This window comes from Vibrio crassostreae 9ZC13 (assembly GCF_000272045.2).
Classification (GTDB): Bacteria; Pseudomonadota; Gammaproteobacteria; order Enterobacterales; family Vibrionaceae; genus Vibrio; species Vibrio crassostreae_C.
On record NZ_AJYZ02000041.1, the window covers coordinates 214,521 to 234,282 of the forward strand.

The window sequence follows — 19,762 nt, forward strand, 5'->3', positions numbered from 1 at the left end:
ACTACCAGTAGAATTAAGTTGAAGCGAGCATTTTATGAAGAATTGTGAATGACGGAATTGATGTAAGGCAGGTTTAGATGGATAAATCTGCTTTTACTCCGTTTGAGGTACTGACGAATCGTGGTTTTGTGTATTAGTTTCGCTTAGGCGGTAAGGTATTTGAGTCGCTTAATTAGTTCTTATGACGGCGGTTTTGGGCAAACAACTCTTCGACATCTTGTTTTGGTTGCGGACGGTAGAAGTGGAAGCCTTGAATCGAACTACAGTTGAGGTTCGATAGCAGAGTTGCTTGCTCACTGGTTTCGACACCTTCAGCAACCACAGTTAAATCGAGAGATTTACCTAGGTTGATGATGTTTTCAATTACGGTGATTTGCTTTGGTAGGGTATCGATATCAGAGATGAAAGCTCGGTCTATTTTAAGCTCATCAATTGGGAAGCGAGCAAGGTAAGACAGTGAAGAGTAACCGGTACCAAAATCATCAATCGATAGAGCAAAGCCAAGTTTCTTGATGGCGTTAAGCATTTGAAGTGTGTGTTCACTATCACTCATTACCGCGCTTTCCGTTAGCTCGAACGTAATCGCACTTGGGTCAAGCTCGGTTGAGCGCAGCAGCTTTTCCATGTAATCAATCAGCTTTGGATTACCAAACTGTTCTGGTGAAAGGTTGATAGCCACTCGACCTGGAAGGATACCTTGCATCTTCCAGCGCTTAACCGTAGCAAATACTTCACGCATTACCACTCGGCCAAGTTGTTCAATAAGCCCTGCTCGTTCCGCCACAGGAATGAACGCGGCCGGACTGATATAACCTTCGACAGGATGCTTCCAACGTACCAGAGCTTCAGCGCCGTTGATGGTGAAATCACGGGCATTCACTTTCGGTTGATACCAAACCTCAAGTCCATTTTGTTGCAGTGCTTTTTGGAGCTCTATCTCAAGCCACAGTCGCATACGCGCTTCTTTATTCATTTGTTCGTTGAACTTGATCAGACGATTACGACCACGATCTTTCGCTTCATACATTGCTGTGTCTGCATTTTGCAGCAAGATACGAGCATCAGTACCATCTTGAGGAAAGCTCACACTACCAATAGAGCAGGCTAAGCGCTTGCTAAAGTGGTGAAGATCGAAGGGTTGATTGATCAGGGAAATGATCTTTTCAGCGAGCATTTCAGGTGTTCGCTGATGTTCAGGTTCTGGAAGGATAATACCAAACTCATCCCCGCCTAAATGTCCAATCACGGCCTTACGAGGCAGTAAGCGTTTAAGACGCGAAGCGACCTCTTTAATCACCTTGTCACCGATGTGATGACCAAGTGAGTCATTGATATTTTTAAAGTTATCAATGTCTAAGTAGAGCATCACCACCGGCGTATCGTTGTGAATGAACTGCTCAAGACGCTTAGTAAACCCAACTCGATTGTAGAGTTTGGTCAGTGCATCTATGTAGGCATCTTCACTGTTTGCTGGTGTGTATTGTTTTGCGGTTTCTTGTGCGTCTTGAATAAGCACCAGCTGAGTGTTGCTTCCAAGAACGGTGGTGGAGTCGATGTTGAGCTGGACCTTACGTTCAAAACCGCATCGCGCACCCGTTAAGCAAACCAAACCAGACTCAGAAATAATAGAGCTGAGGTTATTATTGAAGACTGTTTTGGTTTGTTCATCGATAAATAGGCGTCCCAGCTGTTCGCCAATTAACTCTGTGGTTGAGTTAAAGCCAAGCAGGCGCGCTGCCGCTGGGTTGGATGACAAGATATAGTCACTTTCAACGAGCAGTAATCCGTCAGGGAGTAGTTGAGATAGTTTGTGGAATTTGGCTTCGGATTCTTCTAAAGAACGGACAAGTACTTGGTTTTCTGATGTGTCGAAGGCGTGAAAGACGATGTAGTCGGTTTTGTTGCCATTGGTAAGCGGAGATAGGCTGAAATGAAGGCTGGTATCGAGGTCTGTTTCGTTGAGGGTGACTTCGGCCTCAATCGTTTCGCCACTGAATGCACGCTCATAGTAAGGCTTGAGATGTTGGTAGAACTGTTCGCCCAATGTTTGGCGATCATTCATGCCTGCAAGCTCTGTTTGACTCAAACCAGCAATATCGCAGTAACGCTCATTCACCATAAAATAGTTATGTTGAGCATCAAGTACTGCAAAAAAGAACGGACTATTTGCAGTTAGCTGGGTAAACCAATGTTGTAGTTGTTGGGGAGGCATCAAAGTACTACCAATTCTCCAAGAGCTTGAATATTCACTATCGATAAATATTTATTACTTTTTGTGTGGCTATCGATATTTACCTGTGAGTGCAGCGATCCGCTGTAATTCTCATTACCTGAGTTACTATAACTGTGATTTTCAGGATATTAAAGGTCGAGTATCAAACAGAAGTTAATTTGATACATAACAGTAACTGAGATCTCAACATCATCTATGATGCATTCCATATTATTGACAAAGTTACGGATAAGTCACGTGATAAACAAGATTCGCACTCAACTAGTTCAAAATGCCGCATCAATTTTGCGATCTCCAGTCCAGTTATTGCCTAAAACAGTACAAAAAAGAGCCTTATTGGAGGCGCTTAAGAATGTATTCAAGGAAGCTTTAGAGGACGGTGACTTTGAGTTTTTAGAAGACAAATGGCTGAAAGTCTCAATAAAAGACATGGGGTTAAGTTGGTGTATTAGCTACAAAAATGAGCAACTGGTTGTAGCTGATAAAGAGGTGGTTGAAGATGTAAGCTTTAGCGGCAATCTTAACGATCTTGTGTTGATTGCGGGGCGTAAAGAAGACCCAGATACGCTTTTCTTCCAACGTAGACTGTCTATTGAAGGCGATACCGAGCTCGGTTTAGAAGTTAAAAACTTGATGGATAGCGTAGATTTGGACTTATTGCCGACTCCTATGAAAACTTTGTTAAATCAATTAGCTGATTTTGTGCAGAAGGGAGTACAATCCCCAGATACACAAAGTGAGGTAATGAATGCTTATTCGAACTGAAGCACCGGCAGATATACTTGTCATTGATCGTTTATTGAAATCTGTTTTTGAAACAGATGCAGAAGCTAACTTGGTTATGAGCTTGCGTGAGAATAGCCATTTAACGCTATCGCTGGTGGCTTGTTCTGATGAAGGCGAGGTGGTTGGTCACCTGATGTTTAGCCCTATCACTCTTGATGGCGACGATCATAACTGGCAAGGGCTTGCGCCTCTCGCTGTGAAAGAAGAGTTCCGCAACCAAGGCATTGCCAAATCTCTAGTTGAAGATGCGTTTTCCACTTTGGTTGATTTTGGTTACCCAGCTTGCGTTGTGTTGGGTGACCCTGCTTATTACAGCCGCTTTGGTTTCAAGGCTGCGAGCGAGTTTGGCCTGAGTTGTGTTTGGGATGTGCCTGAAGGTGCTTTCCAAGCGATTGAATTGGTAAACGGTGCGTTTGCTGGACATGCTGGTGAGATTGCTTACAGCCCCGAGTTCAACGACTTATAAGCTGATTTATCACGCAACAAGATACAAACTGATTTAGTCTAAATAAAGGAGCTTGATGCTCCTTTATTTTTTGTTAGTATCAGCCCTGCTCTAATAAGCGCTCTTTCAATAGAGGCAGCTTTCACAAAACTAGTTCTAACAAACTTCTGGTTTCAATAAACTTTGGCTCCAATAAACTTAAGGTTACTACCGCTAGATATGTCACAAACACACGCGCAATACCTACATGAGATGGGCATTAGCCAATGGGAACTAAGTCACCCAGAGCGTTTAGCAGGTTATGAATCTGAATTGACTCCGCTCTCGAGCGATTGCAAGTTACTGTTGGTTTCGCCTGAAAAGCCTCAGGAAGATCTCGCCGTGATGTTTGAGCGAGTACTCAAAAGTATCAAGCTCGACTTATCTCAGGCTTTACACCTTCAACCGCAACACTTGTCTACTGTGGATTTAGGTTCGGTTGAGTGGATATGGTTTGCTGGTTGTGAGTCGGCTCAAGAGCTGAAGGCTAAAACACTTCAATCGCCATTACTGTCTGACATTAACGGTAACAACCAACACCGCCGCGACTTATGGCAACAAATTTGTGCTTATGACTAATCAATTTTTACCGACTTCACAACAACACCTAGACGCCATTTGGAAGATAGAGCAGGCCGCGCATTCTCACCCTTGGTCTGAAAATATGATCCGAGATCTTGATAGCCGAGGCGCTTGTCATCATGTCCTTGAAGTTGATGGACAAGTGGTGGGCTATTTCTTCGCGCAAAACATCGTTGGCGAAGTCACATTGCTTAATATCGCGGTAGACCCAAGCCAGCAAGGCAAAGGGTATGGAAAAGCGTTAACGGAACATTTCCTTGATATGTGTGAGCAAGCTGACGCTGAAAGCGCTTGGCTGGAAGTTCGCGAAAGTAATGTGAACGCGTTTAATCTTTACGAAAAGGCAGGCTTCAACGAAGTTGATCGCCGTCGTAATTACTATCCAACTAAACAAGGCAACGAAGATGCCATCATTATGAGCTATCTTTTTATGTCTTTTAGCTAGTCATGTTACGTCTTTTCGCTAACTAGATAGCTAATCACAAAATTAGCCAAAAAATAGGGTGTAAACTGACCCTTTAGAAAGTGATACGCTTTCTGTATAATCCGCACACAGAATTCAAGGGCAAGTATTATCTACTTGCCCTTTTTACGCTTTAGATCAGCAAAGGGCGACTATGTCTTTCCAACAAGAAGTGAGCAAACGTAGAACGTTTGCGATTATCTCTCACCCGGATGCGGGTAAAACCACGATTACTGAAAAAGTTCTTTTATTCGGAAACGCGATTCAAAAAGCGGGTACCGTAAAAGGCCGTGGCTCTAACCAGCACGCTAAATCTGACTGGATGGAGATGGAAAAAGAACGTGGTATCTCGGTAACTACGTCGGTAATGCAATTCCCATACAATGATTGCCTAGTAAACCTACTAGATACTCCAGGACACGAAGATTTCTCGGAAGATACGTACCGTACGCTAACAGCGGTTGATTCATGTTTGATGGTTATCGATGCTGCGAAAGGTGTCGAGGATCGTACTCGTAAACTAATGGAAGTAACACGTCTGCGTGATACGCCAATCGTAACGTTTATGAACAAACTTGACCGTGACGTTCGTGACCCAATGGAAGTGCTTGATGAAGTAGAGAGCGAGCTAGGTATGGCTTGTGCTCCAATCTCATGGCCAATTGGTTGCGGTAAAGAGTTTAAAGGTGTTTACCACATTCACCGTGATGAAACGATCTTGTATGAATCTGGCCACGGCCACGAGATCCAAGAAGTTCGTATCATCAAAGGTCTAGATAACCCTGAGCTAGATGAAGCAGTAGGTGCTGATCTTGCGGAAAGCGTACGTGAAGAGCTAGAGCTTGTTATCGGTGCTTGTCCTGAGTTTGATCATGAACTGTTCCTAGCGGGTGAACTAACGCCGGTTTACTTCGGTACTGCATTGGGTAACTTTGGTGTTGACCACATGCTTGATGGTCTAACGAAGTGGGCTCCTGCACCTCAAACGCGCCAAGCGAATGAGCGTGATGTAGAAGCGACAGAAGAGAAATTCTCTGGTTTCGTGTTTAAGATCCAAGCAAACATGGATCCAAAACACCGTGACCGTATCGCATTCATGCGTATCGTATCAGGTACTTACGACCAAGGCATGAAGATGAACCATGTTCGTACTGGTAAGAACGTAAGTATTTCGGATGCGGTAACCTTCATGGCGGGCGACCGTGCGCGTGCTGAAAAAGCATACGCTGGTGACATTATCGGTCTACATAACCACGGTACTATCCAGATTGGTGATACCTTTACTCAAGGTGAGAGCCTTAAGTTCGCTGGTATTCCTAACTTCGCACCTGAGCTATTCCGTCGTATCCGTCTACGCGATCCACTGAAGCAGAAGCAACTTCTAAAAGGCTTAGTTCAGCTTTCAGAAGAGGGCGCAGTACAAGTATTCCGTCCTATGCAAAACAACGACCTGATCGTTGGTGCGGTTGGTGTGCTTCAGTTCGACGTGGTTGTAGCGCGCTTGAAAGCGGAATACAACGTAGAAGCTATCTACGAAGGTGTTAACGTTGCAACAGCTCGTTGGGTTGAATGTGATGACGCTAAGAAACTTGAAGAATTCAAACGTAAGAACCAATCTAACCTAGCGCTAGATGGCGGTGATAACCTGTCTTACATCGCACCAACTATGGTGAACTTGAACCTAGCTTCTGAACGTTTCCCTGAAGTTCAATTCCGAGCGACGCGCGAGCACTAATTTCTCCGCGATCTATTCGAGTTAAACAAAAACGTCTATTGTTCTGCAATAGGCGTTTTTTAATGCGTTTTATTTAAGGTTTAAAGGCTGAGACTTGAGGTAAGTATGTTGGGTTGGATAAAAACTTGGGTTAAAAGATATGATAAGTGGTGTGAAGAGCTTGGCTTAACGCCTGAGAACAAGCGCAGTTGTGTTGCTTATCGTCGTGATCCTCAAGGGAAACAAATGGAGAGTAGGGAAAATGACACAGCAAATAAGTGACTTTCCGCTGTTTGATACTCATTGCCACGCGGATTTTGAGGCGTTTGAGCAAGGTTTTACACCTGATCAAACTATTGATGGCTATCTTAAAGAAGCGAAACAAGCGCAAGTCGAGAAGTTAATCATCCCTTCTATTGGCCAAAGTAACTGGAGGAAGCTCGATGAAATCGCTCAATCTCACCCCAATGTTTACTATGCATTAGGCTTCCATCCTTACTTTTTAGAGCAGGCCAATGACGAACAATTTTCGGAACTTCGCCAATTACTCGCTTCAAAAAACAGCCAATGTGTCGCGATAGGTGAGTGCGGGCTCGACTTTTTTGTGGACGTTGAACGAGAGAAACAAGAGCGCTTTTTCATCCAACAAATGGAACTTGCCAAGGCGTTTGAGCTGCCTTTAATCATCCATGAGAGGAAGTCTTATAACCGACTTATTGAGTTGTTAAAGCAACACAAGTTTACTTTTGGAGGGGTCATTCACGGTTTTTCTGGGAGTGAACAGCAAGCTTTGGCGTGGATCAAGCTCGGTTTCTATATTGGCGTCGGTGGAACGATAACTTACCCAAGAGCGCAAAAAACACGCACAACCATCGCAAAATTGCCCCTTGAATGTCTGGTATTGGAAACGGATGCTCCGGACATGCCCATGTATGGAAACCAAGGAAATGTTAATCATTCCAAATATTTAGTTACGATCTTAAATGAACTTTTTTTGCTTAGAAAAGAGCCAAAGCAATCGATTGCAGCGCAAATTTGGCAAAATAGCCATCGCGCATTCGGTATATGTGAATAAAATCGAAGGTTTTTGTTTATCGTTTGCGTAAATTGCACCGAGCTTGTGATTTGGGTCACATTTGCGTGTGAATGGTACATGAATCTTCTACGAAAGTGTGAGGACGGCATTACTTTATTAGTGGTCGCATGAGTATAATTGCCTCCGCTTTATAGCCCCATTTTGTAACACGCCAATAAATAACTAATAAGGAAGTCATAAACTATGAGCCTGTTTATGAGCCTAGTCGGAATGGTTGCACTGATCGCAATCGCAGTACTACTATCTGACAACCGCAAAGCTATTAATCTAAGAACAGTGGGTGGCGCTTTCGCTATCCAATTCGCACTTGGTGCATTCGTACTTTACATCCCTTGGGGTCGTGATCTACTTGCAGGTTTCTCTGCTGGTGTAGCAAACGTGATCGACTACGGTAAAGACGGTACTGGTTTCCTATTCGGCAGCCTAGTTAACTTCTCAGTTGACGGTATCGGTTTCATCTTTGCTTTCCAAGTACTACCAACTCTGATTTTCTTCTCTGCACTTATCTCTGTACTTTACTACATTGGTGTTATGCAAATTGTAATCAAAGTTCTTGGTGGTGGTCTTCAGAAAGCTCTAGGTACTTCTCGCGCCGAGTCTATGTCTGCAGCAGCAAACATCTTCGTTGGTCAAACTGAAGCACCTCTAGTTGTTCGTCCATTTGTTCCTAAAATGACTAACTCTGAACTATTCGCAGTAATGTGTGGTGGTTTGGCTTCTGTAGCTGGTGGTGTACTAGCGGGTTACGCATCTATGGGTGTACCTCTAGAGTACCTTGTAGCAGCATCATTCATGGCAGCACCAGGTGGTCTACTATTCGCTAAAATCATCAAGCCTGAAACAGATACGCCAGACGACAACATCGCTGACGAAATGGACGGTGGCGATGACAAACCAGCTAACGTTATCGACGCAGCAGCAGGTGGCGCATCAGTTGGTCTACAACTAGCACTTAACGTTGGTGCAATGCTACTAGCATTCATCGGTCTAATTGCTCTAATCAACGGTATCCTAGGTGGCATCGGTGGTTGGTTCGGTATGGAAAACCTAACTCTAGAACTTCTTCTAGGTTGGATCTTCGCACCGCTAGCATTCATCATTGGTGTTCCATGGGAAGAAGCAACTATCGCTGGTTCTTTCATTGGTCAGAAGACAGTTGTTAACGAATTCGTTGCATACCTAAACTTCGTACCATACGTTGGTGAAAACGCTCAAGTTGTTGCAGCAACTGGTCAAGTGATGTCTGAGAAGACTCAAGCTATCATCGCATTCGCACTATGTGGTTTCGCAAACCTTTCTTCAATTGCGATTCTTCTAGGTGGTCTAGGTGGTATTGCACCAAGCCGTCGCCACGACATCGCACGTATGGGTGTTAAAGCGGTAATTGCTGGTACTCTATCTAACCTGATGGCAGCAACAATTGCTGGCTTCTTCCTGTCTTTCTAATTAGTTAGAAATCGATATATAGACGCCATAATAATATCGCCCCGTAGCAAGAAATTGCTGCGGGGCTTTTTTGTTTTTAGGCCTGCCGTTTTTAGTATATGCACGCGCTTATGCTTAGATTCGATGTAGGGTCTAGAATGTTTTTTTGAGATACAAACCGTTTGCGTTCTAAGGAGCACTACAATTTATTGATGGATACCTATAATGTATAAGCTAAAGGGATAGGATGTCTCTGTTGGCAAGAAAGTAACCTCGAAATCAACTCGAACGTTATTCTTCTGGGATTAAGCCAAAATTAGCGATACGCTATAGATGTTAGACACAACATGACTGATTTGTTGTGCCATAGACCAAACTGGTACTGTGCGGTGACAAGGATTGCAATTGGTAGCGAAAGTTATCAAGTCTTCAGGGAACCAAGTCCGTTCATTTGTGGCTACTGAGCATTACTAAAATATCCATCTATACTGGATGGAGGGCGAAGTAGTTAACTATTTGAATATATTGATCGGAGATAGAAATGAGCGATTTAAAAGCAGCAGCTCTACGTGCACTTAAACTTATGGACCTAACTACGCTAAATGACGACGATACTACTGAAAAAGTAGTGGCGCTTTGTCATGACGCGAAGACTGCAGTAGGCAACACCGCTGCAATCTGTATTTACCCTCGCTTTATCCCAGCAGCTAAGAAAGCGTTGCGTGAGCAAGGTACTCCAGAAGTACGCATTGCGACTGTAACTAACTTCCCTCATGGTAATGACGACATCGAAATTGCTGTTGCAGAAACAAAAGCAGCGGTAGCGTACGGCGCAGACGAAGTTGACGTAGTATTCCCATACCGTGCTCTTATTGCTGGCAACGAAGAAGTTGGCTTTGAGCTAGTTAAACAGTGTAAAGCAGCTTGTGGTGACATCACGCTTAAAGTGATCATCGAAACAGGTGAACTGAAAGAAGAAGCACTAATCAAGAAAGCTTCTCAAATCTGTATCGAAGCAGGTGCAGACTTCATCAAAACTTCAACAGGTAAAGTGCCAGTAAACGCGACTCCAGAGTACGCGCGCATGATGCTTGAAGTTATCCGTGACATGGGCGTTGCTAAAACAGTTGGTTTCAAACCAGCTGGTGGCGTACGTACTGCTGAAGATGCAGCACTATACTTAGCAATGGCTGATGAGCTACTAGGCGCAGAGTGGGCAGACAACATGCACTACCGTTTTGGTGCTTCAAGCCTACTAACTAACCTTCTTAATACATTAGAAGTGACAGACCAGACTGCTGATCCAGCAGCATACTAATTTACTCGTCATATTTGACACCGCAGCGTTGTTGACTGCGTAAGTTCCTCCTAATCACATAGAGCCTCTATGCTCATAGGAATGAACTCACTGGTCGCCTAACTGCAACGCCAAATATTTAGAGTATTGAACATAATAAGTCTGTTTGATGGAGTGGCGTCAAGCCACTCCATATTACCTCTTTTCCCTACAAACCATACTCACTAGAGTTTGGGAGGCACTAATGTATCTACCTCAAGAAATTATTCGCAGAAAACGTGACGGTGAAGTCCTAACAGCTGAAGAAATTAACTTCTTCATTCAAGGTGTGGCTAAGAACACGGTTTCTGAAGGCCAAATTGCCGCATTCGCAATGGCTATCTTTTTTAATGAAATGACGATGCCAGAACGTATCGCACTAACGTGTGCAATGCGTGATTCAGGCATGGTGATTGACTGGAGCCACATGAACTTTGATGGCCCAATCGTTGATAAACACTCTACTGGTGGTGTTGGCGACGTTACTTCTCTGATGCTTGGCCCAATGGTGGCAGCATGTGGCGGTTTCGTTCCAATGATCTCTGGTCGTGGTTTAGGCCACACTGGCGGTACGCTAGACAAGCTGGAATCTATTCCGGGTTACAACATTACACCAACCAACGATGTGTTCGGTGAAGTAACGAAAGATGCTGGCGTGGCTATCATCGGTCAAACAGGCGATCTAGCTCCTGCTGACAAGCGTGTTTACGCAACTCGTGATATCACAGCAACAGTCGATAACATCTCGCTGATCACGGCTTCAATCCTATCTAAGAAACTGGCTGCGGGCCTTGATTCTCTAGTGATGGATGTAAAAGTAGGTTCAGGCGCATTCATGCCGACTTACGAAGCATCTGAAGAGCTAGCGAAATCTATCGTTGCAGTAGCAAACGGTGCGGGTACTAAAACAACAGCAATCCTAACGGACATGAACCAAGTGCTGGCTTCTTCAGCGGGTAACGCAGTAGAAGTTCGTGAAGCGGTTCAGTTCCTAACGGGTGAATACCGTAACCCTCGCTTGTTAGAGATCACTCTAGCATCGTGTGCTGAAATGCTGGTGCTCGGTAACCTAGCTAAAGACTCAGACGAAGCGCGCGAAAAACTGATGGCAGTACTGGATAACGGTAAGGCAGCAGAGTGCTTCGGTAAAATGGTAGCGGGCCTTGGTGGTCCAGTTGATTTCGTAATGAACTACGATAACTACCTAGAAAAAGCAGACATTATTAAGCCAGTGTACGCGTTAGAAAGCGGTGTGGTATCAGCAATGGATACTCGTGCAATTGGTATGGCTGTGGTTGGTATGGGCGGCGGTCGTCGTGTAGCAACTGACAGCATTGATTACGCAGTCGGTTTTGATCACTTCATTCGCCTAGGTGAAGTAGCAAGTGAAGATAAGCCATTAGCAATGATTCATGCTCGTAACGAACAACAGTGGCAAGAAGCTGCAACAGCATTACAAAATGCAATCACTGTGGGCGGAGAATATACAGCAACGCCAGACGTTTACCGTCAGATTCGTTCTGAAGACGTGTAAATAACAGGTATCGGTATACCTCGCGTATACCGATAAACAGAGTTCTGGTGCAAAGAGCAATAAGTTGGTGAAGAAAATGAAAAGAGCATTTATTTTAGTTTTAGATTCATTCGGTATCGGTGAAACAGCGGATGCAGACAAATTTGGTGATGTAGGTTCTGACACTATGGGCCACATCGCAGATCATTGTGACCAAGGTCTTGCAGACAATGCAGATCGTAAAGGTTCACTGGCACTGCCAAACCTGTCTAAGCTAGGTCTAGCGATGGCTCACAAAGAGTCTACGGGTCGTTTTGCTCCTGGTATGGATGCAGACGCTGAGATCATTGGCGCTTACGGTCACGCTGCTGAGCTGTCTTCTGGTAAAGACACGCCATCAGGTCACTGGGAAATCGCAGGTGTTCCTGTACTGTTTGACTGGGGCTACTTCACCGACAAAGAGAACAGCTTCCCAAAAGAACTGACTGACCGCATCCTTGAGCGTGCAGGCCTGTCTGGTTTCTTGGGTAACTGCCACTCATCTGGTACGGAAATCCTAGATAACCTAGGTGAAGAGCACATGAAGACTGGTCTGCCAATCTTCTATACTTCTGCAGATTCTGTTTTCCAGATCGCTTGTCACGAAGAGACATTCGGCCTGCAAAACCTATTAGACCTTTGTCAGATTGCTCGTGAAGAGCTAGAAGACTACAACATTGGTCGTGTTATCGCTCGTCCGTTCATTGGCCCAGGTAAAGGTCAATTCGAACGTACTGGTAACCGTCGTGATCTTTCTGTTGAGCCACCTGCAGCCACCATTCTTCAGAAGTTGGTTGATGAGAAGGGCGGTAACGTTCACTCAATCGGCAAGATCTCTGATATCTATGCGGGTTGTGGCATCACTCAGAAAACCAAAGCAACAGGTATTCCTGCGCTATTTGAAGCAACCAAAGAAGCGATCAATGAAGCAGGCGACAACACTATCGTGTTCACTAACTTCGTTGATTTCGACTCAGCTTACGGCCACCGCCGTGATGTTGCTGGTTATGCAGCGGCACTTGAGTACTTCGATGGTCGCATCAATGAAATCATCGATATGATGAAAGAAGACGATGTGCTTATCCTAACGGCTGACCACGGTTGTGATCCGACATGGCCAGGTACAGACCATACTCGTGAGCACATCCCTGTGATTGTTTACGGTCAGAAGGTTCCAGCCGGTTCTTTAGGCCGTCGCGATACGTTCGCTGATATCGGTCAAAGCTTAGCGTCATACTTTGGTACATCGCCAATGGGACACGGTACAAGCTTTCTATAATAGTTAACGAAGAGAGAGGGAAACCTCTCTCTTCTTTTTTTGTTTTGAGATTAAGGATATTTTCAATGGCTACTCCACATATTAATGCTGAAATGGGTGATTTCGCTGACGTAGTTTTAATGCCAGGCGATCCGCTACGTGCTAAATACATCGCTGAAACCTTCTTAGAAGAAGTGGTTCAAGTGTGCGACGTTCGCAACATGTTTGGTTACACCGGTACTTACAAAGGTCGTAAGGTTTCGGTAATGGGACACGGTATGGGCATTCCATCTTGTTCTATTTACGCGACTGAGCTTATCAAAGACTTTGGTGTGAAGAAGATCATTCGTGTAGGTAGTTGTGGTGCAGTGAGCGAAGATATCAAAGTGCGTGATGTGGTGATCGGCATGGGCGCATGTACTGACTCTAAAGTGAACCGTATTCGCTTTAAAGATCATGACTTTGCGGCGATTGCGGATTACAAAATGGTGCGCGCGGCAGAAGATGCAGCCAAAGCTCTCGGTGTCGGCGTAAAAGTCGGTAACCTGTTCTCGGCTGAGCTGTTCTACACGCCAGATCCAGAGATGTTCGAAGTAATGGACAAATACGGCATTGTTGGCGTAGAGATGGAAGCGGCTGGCATCTATGGTGTGTGTGCTGAATACGGCGCAAAAGCTCTAACGATTTGTACTGTTTCTGACCACATTAAGACTGGTGAGCAAACGACATCAGATGAACGTCAAACGACTTTCAACGACATGATGGTTATCGCACTAGACTCTGTACTGCTTGGCGACCAAGAATAATCTTGATTTGTCTTAGCTTGATAAGTTAACAGATAACAAAAAGCCCCGTTGCTGCCTGAGCGTCGGGGCTTTTTATTGGATTGCTGTATTTATTCTGAGTCTAGTATTTATTGTCAGCCTAGTGTGTTTATGAGCTTACATTTTTCAATAGTAAGTTCTCACCAGACTTAGTTGGTCTTCTGCGAATCAGCATGATGAACAACACGCCACTCACAAACCCCATCAACACCATACCGATCATGTAGCGATCACTTTTGCGGTAGTGGTGATCAGAAATCGCCGTCATCTTACCGGTTTCAAAAGTCACTCGAATAAAGCCGATGATCGTTTTCTCTGGAGAATAAATAGGTTCAACTAACTGTTGTCTGCCGATACTTGCTGTTGAAAGTGGTGTATCTAAGCCAAGAACCTCACGTACCGAGAGGGCTTTTTCGCTCGAAGCCAGTCGAATACCCTCTGCATCATAGATGGTGGTATCGAACACCAGTCGGTCTTGAGATAGCTGGTTAGTCAGATCAAGCAATCGCTCTTGGTCTTGTTGCGTGATCATCTTGCTGGCTGAAAGTGATGCCTGAGAGATAAGCAGCTTGGTAAGAGTTTCCAACTGTTTTGCTTGGATCTTCTCGTTACCTTTACTGATCACGACCGTATTTTTAATCGTTACAACGAACATGGTAGCCAACAAAATGAGGGCTAGCATTCGTAAAGCGTTACGTATTGAGAACAATGATTCATTCATGTTTCACGAAGCCTGGAATAAACAAATGTTATGATTAAGACATATTGAGACTTGCGTTTTCAAATTGCAATAGGTTAACGTTTAGCATAGTTAATTAGGAATCATACACATGGACGCTCAGAAATATCTGCCGATAAAAAGGCATACGACATTATTAACTCGACTCCCCGAGACTCGTTTCGCTTCTCAACTCGCTAAATCCAAGGCCAATTGGATTGTGTTTGGTGAGTACCTATCTCCACAATCTTTCGATGACATCGACTTTTTCACTGGCACTTACAACACCATCCTCGATACGTGGAAGGTTGGGCATTATGAAGTGGCTTTGATGTCAGGCAATCTAACGCCAGCACACGAAGAAATCCTCCAAGCGCTAAAGCTTGATTATGCTTGCCTTAGCGAGGTCCCAGACTTATCTAAGCCAGGTTTGATCGTGATGGATATGGATTCCACAGCGATTCAAATTGAATGCATTGATGAGATTGCCAAGCTAGCTGGAGTGGGAGAGTTAGTCTCTGAAATCACAGAACGAGCGATGCAAGGCGAGCTCGACTTTGAACAGAGCCTGCGCCAACGAGTAGGAGCACTGAAAGGTGCGGATGAGTCGATATTAGAGCAAGTGCGTCAGTCATTGCCATTCATGCCAGACTTGGTCGGGCTGGTGAATACTCTAAATAAGCTTGGCTGGAAAACAGCGATTGCATCAGGAGGTTTTACTTACTTCTCTGACTACCTGAAAGATACCCTTGATCTAGACCATGCTCAATCAAACACGCTTGAGATCGTCAACGGTAAGTTGACGGGTGAAGTCTTAGGCGATGTTGTTTCGGCGCAGACCAAAGCGGATATCTTGGTAGAGTTGGCTGAAGAGTACGAATTGGAACTACATAATACCGTTGCCGTTGGTGATGGTGCCAATGACTTGGTGATGATGGGCTCTGCCGGTTTAGGCATTGCCTACCACGCAAAACCAAAAGTAGAGCAGCAAGCTCAAACTGCTGTTCGTTACGCAGGTTTAGGCGGTGTGCTGTGTATCTTGTCGGGTGTATTGGCTAAGCAACAGAAGATCAGCTGGCAAGCGAAACCTTAGGGGCTCTACCTAAGTGCTATTGGCTATGTATCTTATTTAGCAATAGTGGCTCAGACACAAAAAAAGCAGGCTATCAGCCTGCTTTTTCAATTTTCATGCTTAAGTTAATACGCCACTCGAGGCTAGCGTGTTAGCTCCAATCGAATCAGCACTTCATCGGTAATGTCCTCTATCTCGCCATAACCGATAAACGCCGTCACCTCATTCTCTAGCTTCTTAGCTTGATGCATACTGATGCGTGAAAGCTCTTCTAAATCCGACTGGAATAAACTCGTTAGCGGATTAAAGATAGGTGCCGTGGTGACTCGCAATACATACACATCACCTAAGCGCTGCGCTTTCTTGATGAATAAGATGCGTTCCTTTGCTGAGGCGAAGTCTTTGACCAACTTGGTGTGTACCGACTGGATTTTGTCGCCAAACTTCACTGCAGCAATGTACACGTCATGATGCTTAGGCTCCGCACCTTCAATTCTTTTTAGTGGCTCAGCCAACAGTGAGTTGGTGTGACCCTTGAAGATTGGCTCCAGTGAGAACTTTTGGTTGTGACCAAGTTTAGCGAGTAACGCTAGATGCTTATTCAGTGGGAAATTCACACCAATGATCTTACAGCGCAGCGTTGAACTTGGCTTATCAATGAATATTGGGTTGCTGACCATTTTGCTCAACAAAATGTTGTGCAGAGATTCGAGTAGCGAATGCGTTGGCAGTATCTCTTGCTTCTTAATCAGCTTACTTTGGTTTTGATCGATAAGCCCATTAAGGAAAGCGATGGTACGCATTGTCTTGGCGTTCTCGGCAATAACCAACTGCACGTTGCGGCCATTCGGACTCACTCGAATTACGTGGTAAGGCACGGTGCTCAGTGGCAGGTTCTTGTCATAGAGCTGCAGTTCATTGAAGTTCACTAATACCGGATCATTAATCTTGAGTACCATTGGGTGTTCAAGGCTAATGCTCAGTCCACGCTTCGAGATATCTAAGGTGTGTCCGTTCGCCGCTGCGCCATCTTGTGATGTAAGTTGTAACGGTGACTTAAATTGGTATCTAGGCTCTTTACGACGAGTCTGAGAGTCAAAGTAGATGCTTTGAATATTGCCGACGACAGTACGCGGGTGACGGAAGCGGTTCAATTCACTGCTTGGAATGCGTGGTTTTTCACTCAGAAGATAATCAGCTGCACTTTCGTGATCGCCTATCTCTTGCAAGATTCCGCAATGCGTCAGTTGAGCTGAGCTTTGAGCCAGCGTATCCGAGTGTTTAGCTAATGCTTGTCGTTCTGTGTCTGACAGTTCGAAAACCGAAAACTTGAACGCCTTCCAACTTTTACGTTTACCACCAATGTGCCAGAACAGCTGTCTTTGTTCACGAGAGGCTTCAGGCAGCATCATTGAATAGAATAAGGTCTTGTTTTGGTGTTCATGGGTAAAAGAGTAGATAACGTTACTGGTTCCCTTCACTCCTGGTTTCGCCAGCAGGTTCATACGTTGCTCGTTGAACAGGGTGCCCAGCGCTTGTTGATTTCGCTCGTCGTGCCAGTATTGCCATAACGGATGGTTGTTATCCGTCAGTAGGGCAAGCTTGAGTTCGCTGCCGCTGAAGAACAGGGGAAGGTTACAAGTGTGCTTTAGATAGGTGTGTTCGATGCCTCGAGTACGAGTTCGAATAATCCTATCTTGATTCTCATGGCTGGTTTTCTTACTGGTGCTATTTAAAGACTCATCGAGTAAGCGGGCCACAATATTGTTGTCGCTTACCTTGATGGTTCTTAGAAATTTGACCGCGTTGTTCTCATAAGATTCGTCGATACCCAAAACACGAAATTCAACCGCTTGGTTAACATCGTTTTCTTGGGACTTTTCGATAAGCTCTGAGAACTTAACGCTGATGATCTCGCCGAGGTTGTATCGAAAGGCGCTCGGTACTTTGAACTTTGCACCCGACGGGGAGATATCAACCGTTACACCATGTAGGCTTTGCCCTTTCGATGTGGTGATCTCGACCTGCGAGCTAATCTTGAGTCTGTTCTCTTGGCGTTTTAAGTCGTAACCTAAGTTAATAGCTTCCGCTTCGTACGGGCTATTGGCGCTAGTAATGTCGTGGTTACCTTGAGAAGATGTTTTAACAACGCTCAGAGGCTGAGTTCGCGGAGTCATTACTAACTCCCATGCGCCTTCTGTGTAACCTTTAAACTTTTTCGTACCACGTTGATATGCGTTTAAAGCGATATCATCGAGCCAGTGCTTACGGCCATCGAGAGTGAACTGACGACACTCATTATCAATACGCCCGCGTAAATCAATGCTCTTTGTACACGGAGCCATGATACGATTCAGTTCCATTTTAACGAGCAGCTTCAGAGACGGCGATTCCCCTTCTGTCATTTGAGAAAGAAGGAATTCGAAATCTTCGGCGTGGTAAGCCGGGATTAAACGTTCTGCTACAGATAGAATTTCAGATTGCTGCATACTTTTCTTGTTAGAATGGACGGTGCGTTTATGTTATCGACTAGTTTAAATCGATCTTTAAGTATAAGTGGTATGACTGCAACTTTTATTTTTATCCGTACGGTCAAATAAGTCACAAATTGACAACATCATTGTGTAATTGAGTAAATTATTGAGGTTTTATGGCGAAGGCAAAGCGAGCTTATGTGTGTAATGACTGTGGTGCCGATTTTCCACGTTGGCAGGGGCAGTGCAATGCATGTGGTGCTTGGAACACGATTACAGAAGTTAGGTTAGCCGCTTCACCTCAGGTCGCACGTAATGAACGATTGAGTGGTTATGCGGGCGGTGCAACTGAATCTTCGGTTCAAACGCTGTCAGAAATCGATCTGCAAGAAGTCCCACGTTTTAGCAGTGGCTTTAAAGAGCTAGACCGCGTACTTGGTGGTGGTGTCGTACCGGGTGCTGCGATCCTGATTGGTGGTAACCCGGGTGCCGGTAAATCAACGCTGCTATTACAAACCATGTGTCAGCTTTCTTCTCAATTACCGACTCTCTATGTAACCGGGGAAGAATCTTTACAGCAGGTTGCAATGCGCGCCTCTCGACTTGGATTACCAAAAGAGCACCTAAAGATGCTCTCTGAAACCAACGTAGATAAGATCTGTCAGGTTGCTGAAAAAGAACAGCCAAAGATCATGGTTATCGACTCGATCCAAGTTATGCACGTTGCGGATGTTCAATCTTCTCCGGGCAGTGTTGCACAGGTTCGTGAATCGGCAACCGCATTAACGCGCTACGCAAAACAGAATAACGTTGCTGTGTTCTTAGTTGGACACGTAACTAAAGACGGCACCTTAGCAGGGCCAAAAGTACTTGAGCACATTATTGACTGTTCTGTTTTATTAGATGGCGGAACCGATAGCCGTTTTAGAACGCTACGCAGCCACAAAAACCGTTTTGGTGCAGTGAATGAACTGGGTGTGTTTGCGATGACAGGCCAAGGGCTAAAAGAAGTCAGCAACCCATCCGCTATCTTCTTGTCTCGTGGTGAAGAAGAAACCTCGGGCAGTTCTGTCATGGTGGTGTGGGAAGGGACGCGTCCACTTCTTGTCGAAATCCAAGCGCTGGTGGATTATTCACAGCTGGCTAACCCACGTCGCGTCGCTGTCGGCCTAGAGCAAAACAGGCTTTCTTTGTTATTAGCGGTGCTGCATAAACACGGCGGCTTACAAATGGCTGACCAAGATGTGTTTGTGAATGTCGTCGGTGGTGTTAAAGTAACCGAAACCAGTGCTGATCTTGCGTTGGTGATGGCTCTACTTTCTAGTTTCAGAGACCGCGCATTACCAAAAGATGTGGTGGTATTTGGAGAAGTAGGCCTAGCGGGTGAGATTCGACCTGTACCGAGCGGACAAGAGCGTTTAAATGAAGCATTTAAACACGGCTTTAAGAAAGCGATTGTACCGGCGGCTAACATGCCTAAAGGTGGCATTCCAGGAATGCAGATCCACGGTGTGAAAAAATTATCGGAAGCAATTAATGCTTTTGATGAGTTGTAATTGAACTCACTTCAGCTACTCTATACAGCAGCAATTCAGCCTAACCTTAACGCCGATTAGGCTTTAGGTTAGCACTATAATTAACAATCATTTAGATTGTTACTACTGAGTGCCTTTTTCTATATGTTAGAAAAAGGCAAAGTTTTTTAGTCCCAAATGCATGCAAAGCTATCAGTCTTCACAGATTGT

At 44.9% G+C, this 19,762-nt stretch carries 17 protein-coding genes; 14 read left to right on the forward strand and 3 right to left on the reverse strand.

What is annotated here, in order from left to right:
- Positions 1-172: 172 nt before the first annotated feature.
- The gene (locus A136_RS15410; RefSeq protein WP_017059239.1) at positions 173-2,212 is read right to left on the reverse strand and encodes a bifunctional diguanylate cyclase/phosphodiesterase; all 2,040 of its coding nucleotides are present in this window, start codon (positions 2,210-2,212) and stop codon (positions 173-175) included.
- Positions 2,213-2,470: 258 nt separating this feature from the next.
- Between A136_RS15410 and ubiT the strand changes: the two genes are divergently transcribed.
- From ubiT to deoD, 12 genes are all read left to right on the forward strand, one after another.
- A complete protein-coding gene (gene ubiT / locus A136_RS15415; RefSeq protein ID WP_029235120.1) occupies positions 2,471-2,998 on the forward strand; it encodes a ubiquinone anaerobic biosynthesis accessory factor UbiT in 528 nt (175 codons plus the stop codon).
- Positions 2,982-3,485 carry a GNAT family N-acetyltransferase gene (locus tag A136_RS15420; protein WP_017063279.1) on the forward strand — a complete coding sequence of 168 codons (504 nt, stop codon included), beginning with the start codon at positions 2,982-2,984 and terminating at the stop codon, positions 3,483-3,485. Before ubiT ends, A136_RS15420 begins: the two co-directional genes overlap by 17 nt.
- Before the next feature lie 198 nt (positions 3,486-3,683).
- The gene (locus A136_RS15425; RefSeq protein ID WP_017063280.1) at positions 3,684-4,082 is read left to right on the forward strand and encodes a DNA polymerase III subunit psi; all 399 of its coding nucleotides are present in this window, start codon (positions 3,684-3,686) and stop codon (positions 4,080-4,082) included.
- On the forward strand, positions 4,075-4,530 hold the full coding sequence (gene rimI, locus A136_RS15430; RefSeq protein ID WP_017063281.1) for a ribosomal protein S18-alanine N-acetyltransferase: 456 nt from the start codon (positions 4,075-4,077) through the stop codon (positions 4,528-4,530). The genes A136_RS15425 and rimI overlap by 8 nt, the downstream gene beginning before the upstream one ends.
- A 172-nt stretch (positions 4,531-4,702) precedes the next feature.
- A complete protein-coding gene (prfC, locus tag A136_RS15435; protein ID WP_017063282.1) occupies positions 4,703-6,283 on the forward strand; it encodes a peptide chain release factor 3 in 1,581 nt (526 codons plus the stop codon).
- A 105-nt stretch (positions 6,284-6,388) separates the two neighbouring features.
- Complete coding sequence (locus A136_RS22750; protein ID WP_017066983.1) at positions 6,389-6,544, forward strand: DUF5363 family protein; 156 nt, start codon at positions 6,389-6,391, stop codon at positions 6,542-6,544.
- On the forward strand, positions 6,525-7,337 hold the full coding sequence (locus A136_RS15440; protein ID WP_017058834.1) for a TatD family hydrolase: 813 nt from the start codon (positions 6,525-6,527) through the stop codon (positions 7,335-7,337). Before A136_RS22750 ends, A136_RS15440 begins: the two co-directional genes overlap by 20 nt.
- Before the next feature lie 204 nt (positions 7,338-7,541).
- Positions 7,542-8,804: a NupC/NupG family nucleoside CNT transporter gene (locus tag A136_RS15445; RefSeq protein WP_017058833.1), complete on the forward strand. Its 1,263-nt coding sequence runs from the start codon at positions 7,542-7,544 to the stop codon at positions 8,802-8,804.
- Between the two features lie 520 nt (positions 8,805-9,324).
- On the forward strand, positions 9,325-10,101 hold the full coding sequence (deoC, locus tag A136_RS15450) for a deoxyribose-phosphate aldolase (protein WP_010436196.1): 777 nt from the start codon (positions 9,325-9,327) through the stop codon (positions 10,099-10,101).
- Between the two features lie 223 nt (positions 10,102-10,324).
- A complete protein-coding gene (gene deoA / locus A136_RS15455) occupies positions 10,325-11,653 on the forward strand; it encodes a thymidine phosphorylase (protein WP_017063283.1) in 1,329 nt (442 codons plus the stop codon).
- Between the two features lie 76 nt (positions 11,654-11,729).
- A complete protein-coding gene (locus A136_RS15460; protein ID WP_017063284.1) occupies positions 11,730-12,950 on the forward strand; it encodes a phosphopentomutase in 1,221 nt (406 codons plus the stop codon).
- A gap of 65 nt (positions 12,951-13,015) precedes the next feature.
- Positions 13,016-13,735: a purine-nucleoside phosphorylase gene (deoD, locus tag A136_RS15465; RefSeq protein WP_017063285.1), complete on the forward strand. Its 720-nt coding sequence runs from the start codon at positions 13,016-13,018 to the stop codon at positions 13,733-13,735.
- A 127-nt stretch (positions 13,736-13,862) separates the two neighbouring features.
- Here deoD and A136_RS15470 read toward each other — a convergent pair whose 3' ends face one another.
- Positions 13,863-14,474 (reverse strand): YtjB family periplasmic protein, encoded by a 612-nt coding sequence (locus A136_RS15470; RefSeq protein ID WP_076655999.1) that lies wholly within the window; start codon positions 14,472-14,474, stop codon positions 13,863-13,865.
- Positions 14,475-14,583: 109 nt separating this feature from the next.
- On the opposite strand from A136_RS15470, the gene serB reads away from it, so the two are divergent.
- Positions 14,584-15,564: a phosphoserine phosphatase gene (serB, locus tag A136_RS15475; RefSeq protein WP_017058828.1), complete on the forward strand. Its 981-nt coding sequence runs from the start codon at positions 14,584-14,586 to the stop codon at positions 15,562-15,564.
- Positions 15,565-15,686: 122 nt separating this feature from the next.
- On the opposite strand, the gene A136_RS15480 is transcribed toward serB, so the two are convergent.
- A complete protein-coding gene (locus A136_RS15480) occupies positions 15,687-18,032 on the reverse strand; it encodes a PilZ domain-containing protein (RefSeq protein ID WP_017063287.1) in 2,346 nt (781 codons plus the stop codon).
- Positions 18,033-18,193: 161 nt separating this feature from the next.
- Here A136_RS15480 and radA point away from each other — a divergent pair, with 161 nt between their 5' ends.
- Positions 18,194-19,573 (forward strand): DNA repair protein RadA, encoded by a 1,380-nt coding sequence (gene radA / locus A136_RS15485; RefSeq protein WP_017063288.1) that lies wholly within the window; start codon positions 18,194-18,196, stop codon positions 19,571-19,573.
- The last annotated feature ends 189 nt before the right edge of the window (positions 19,574-19,762 follow it).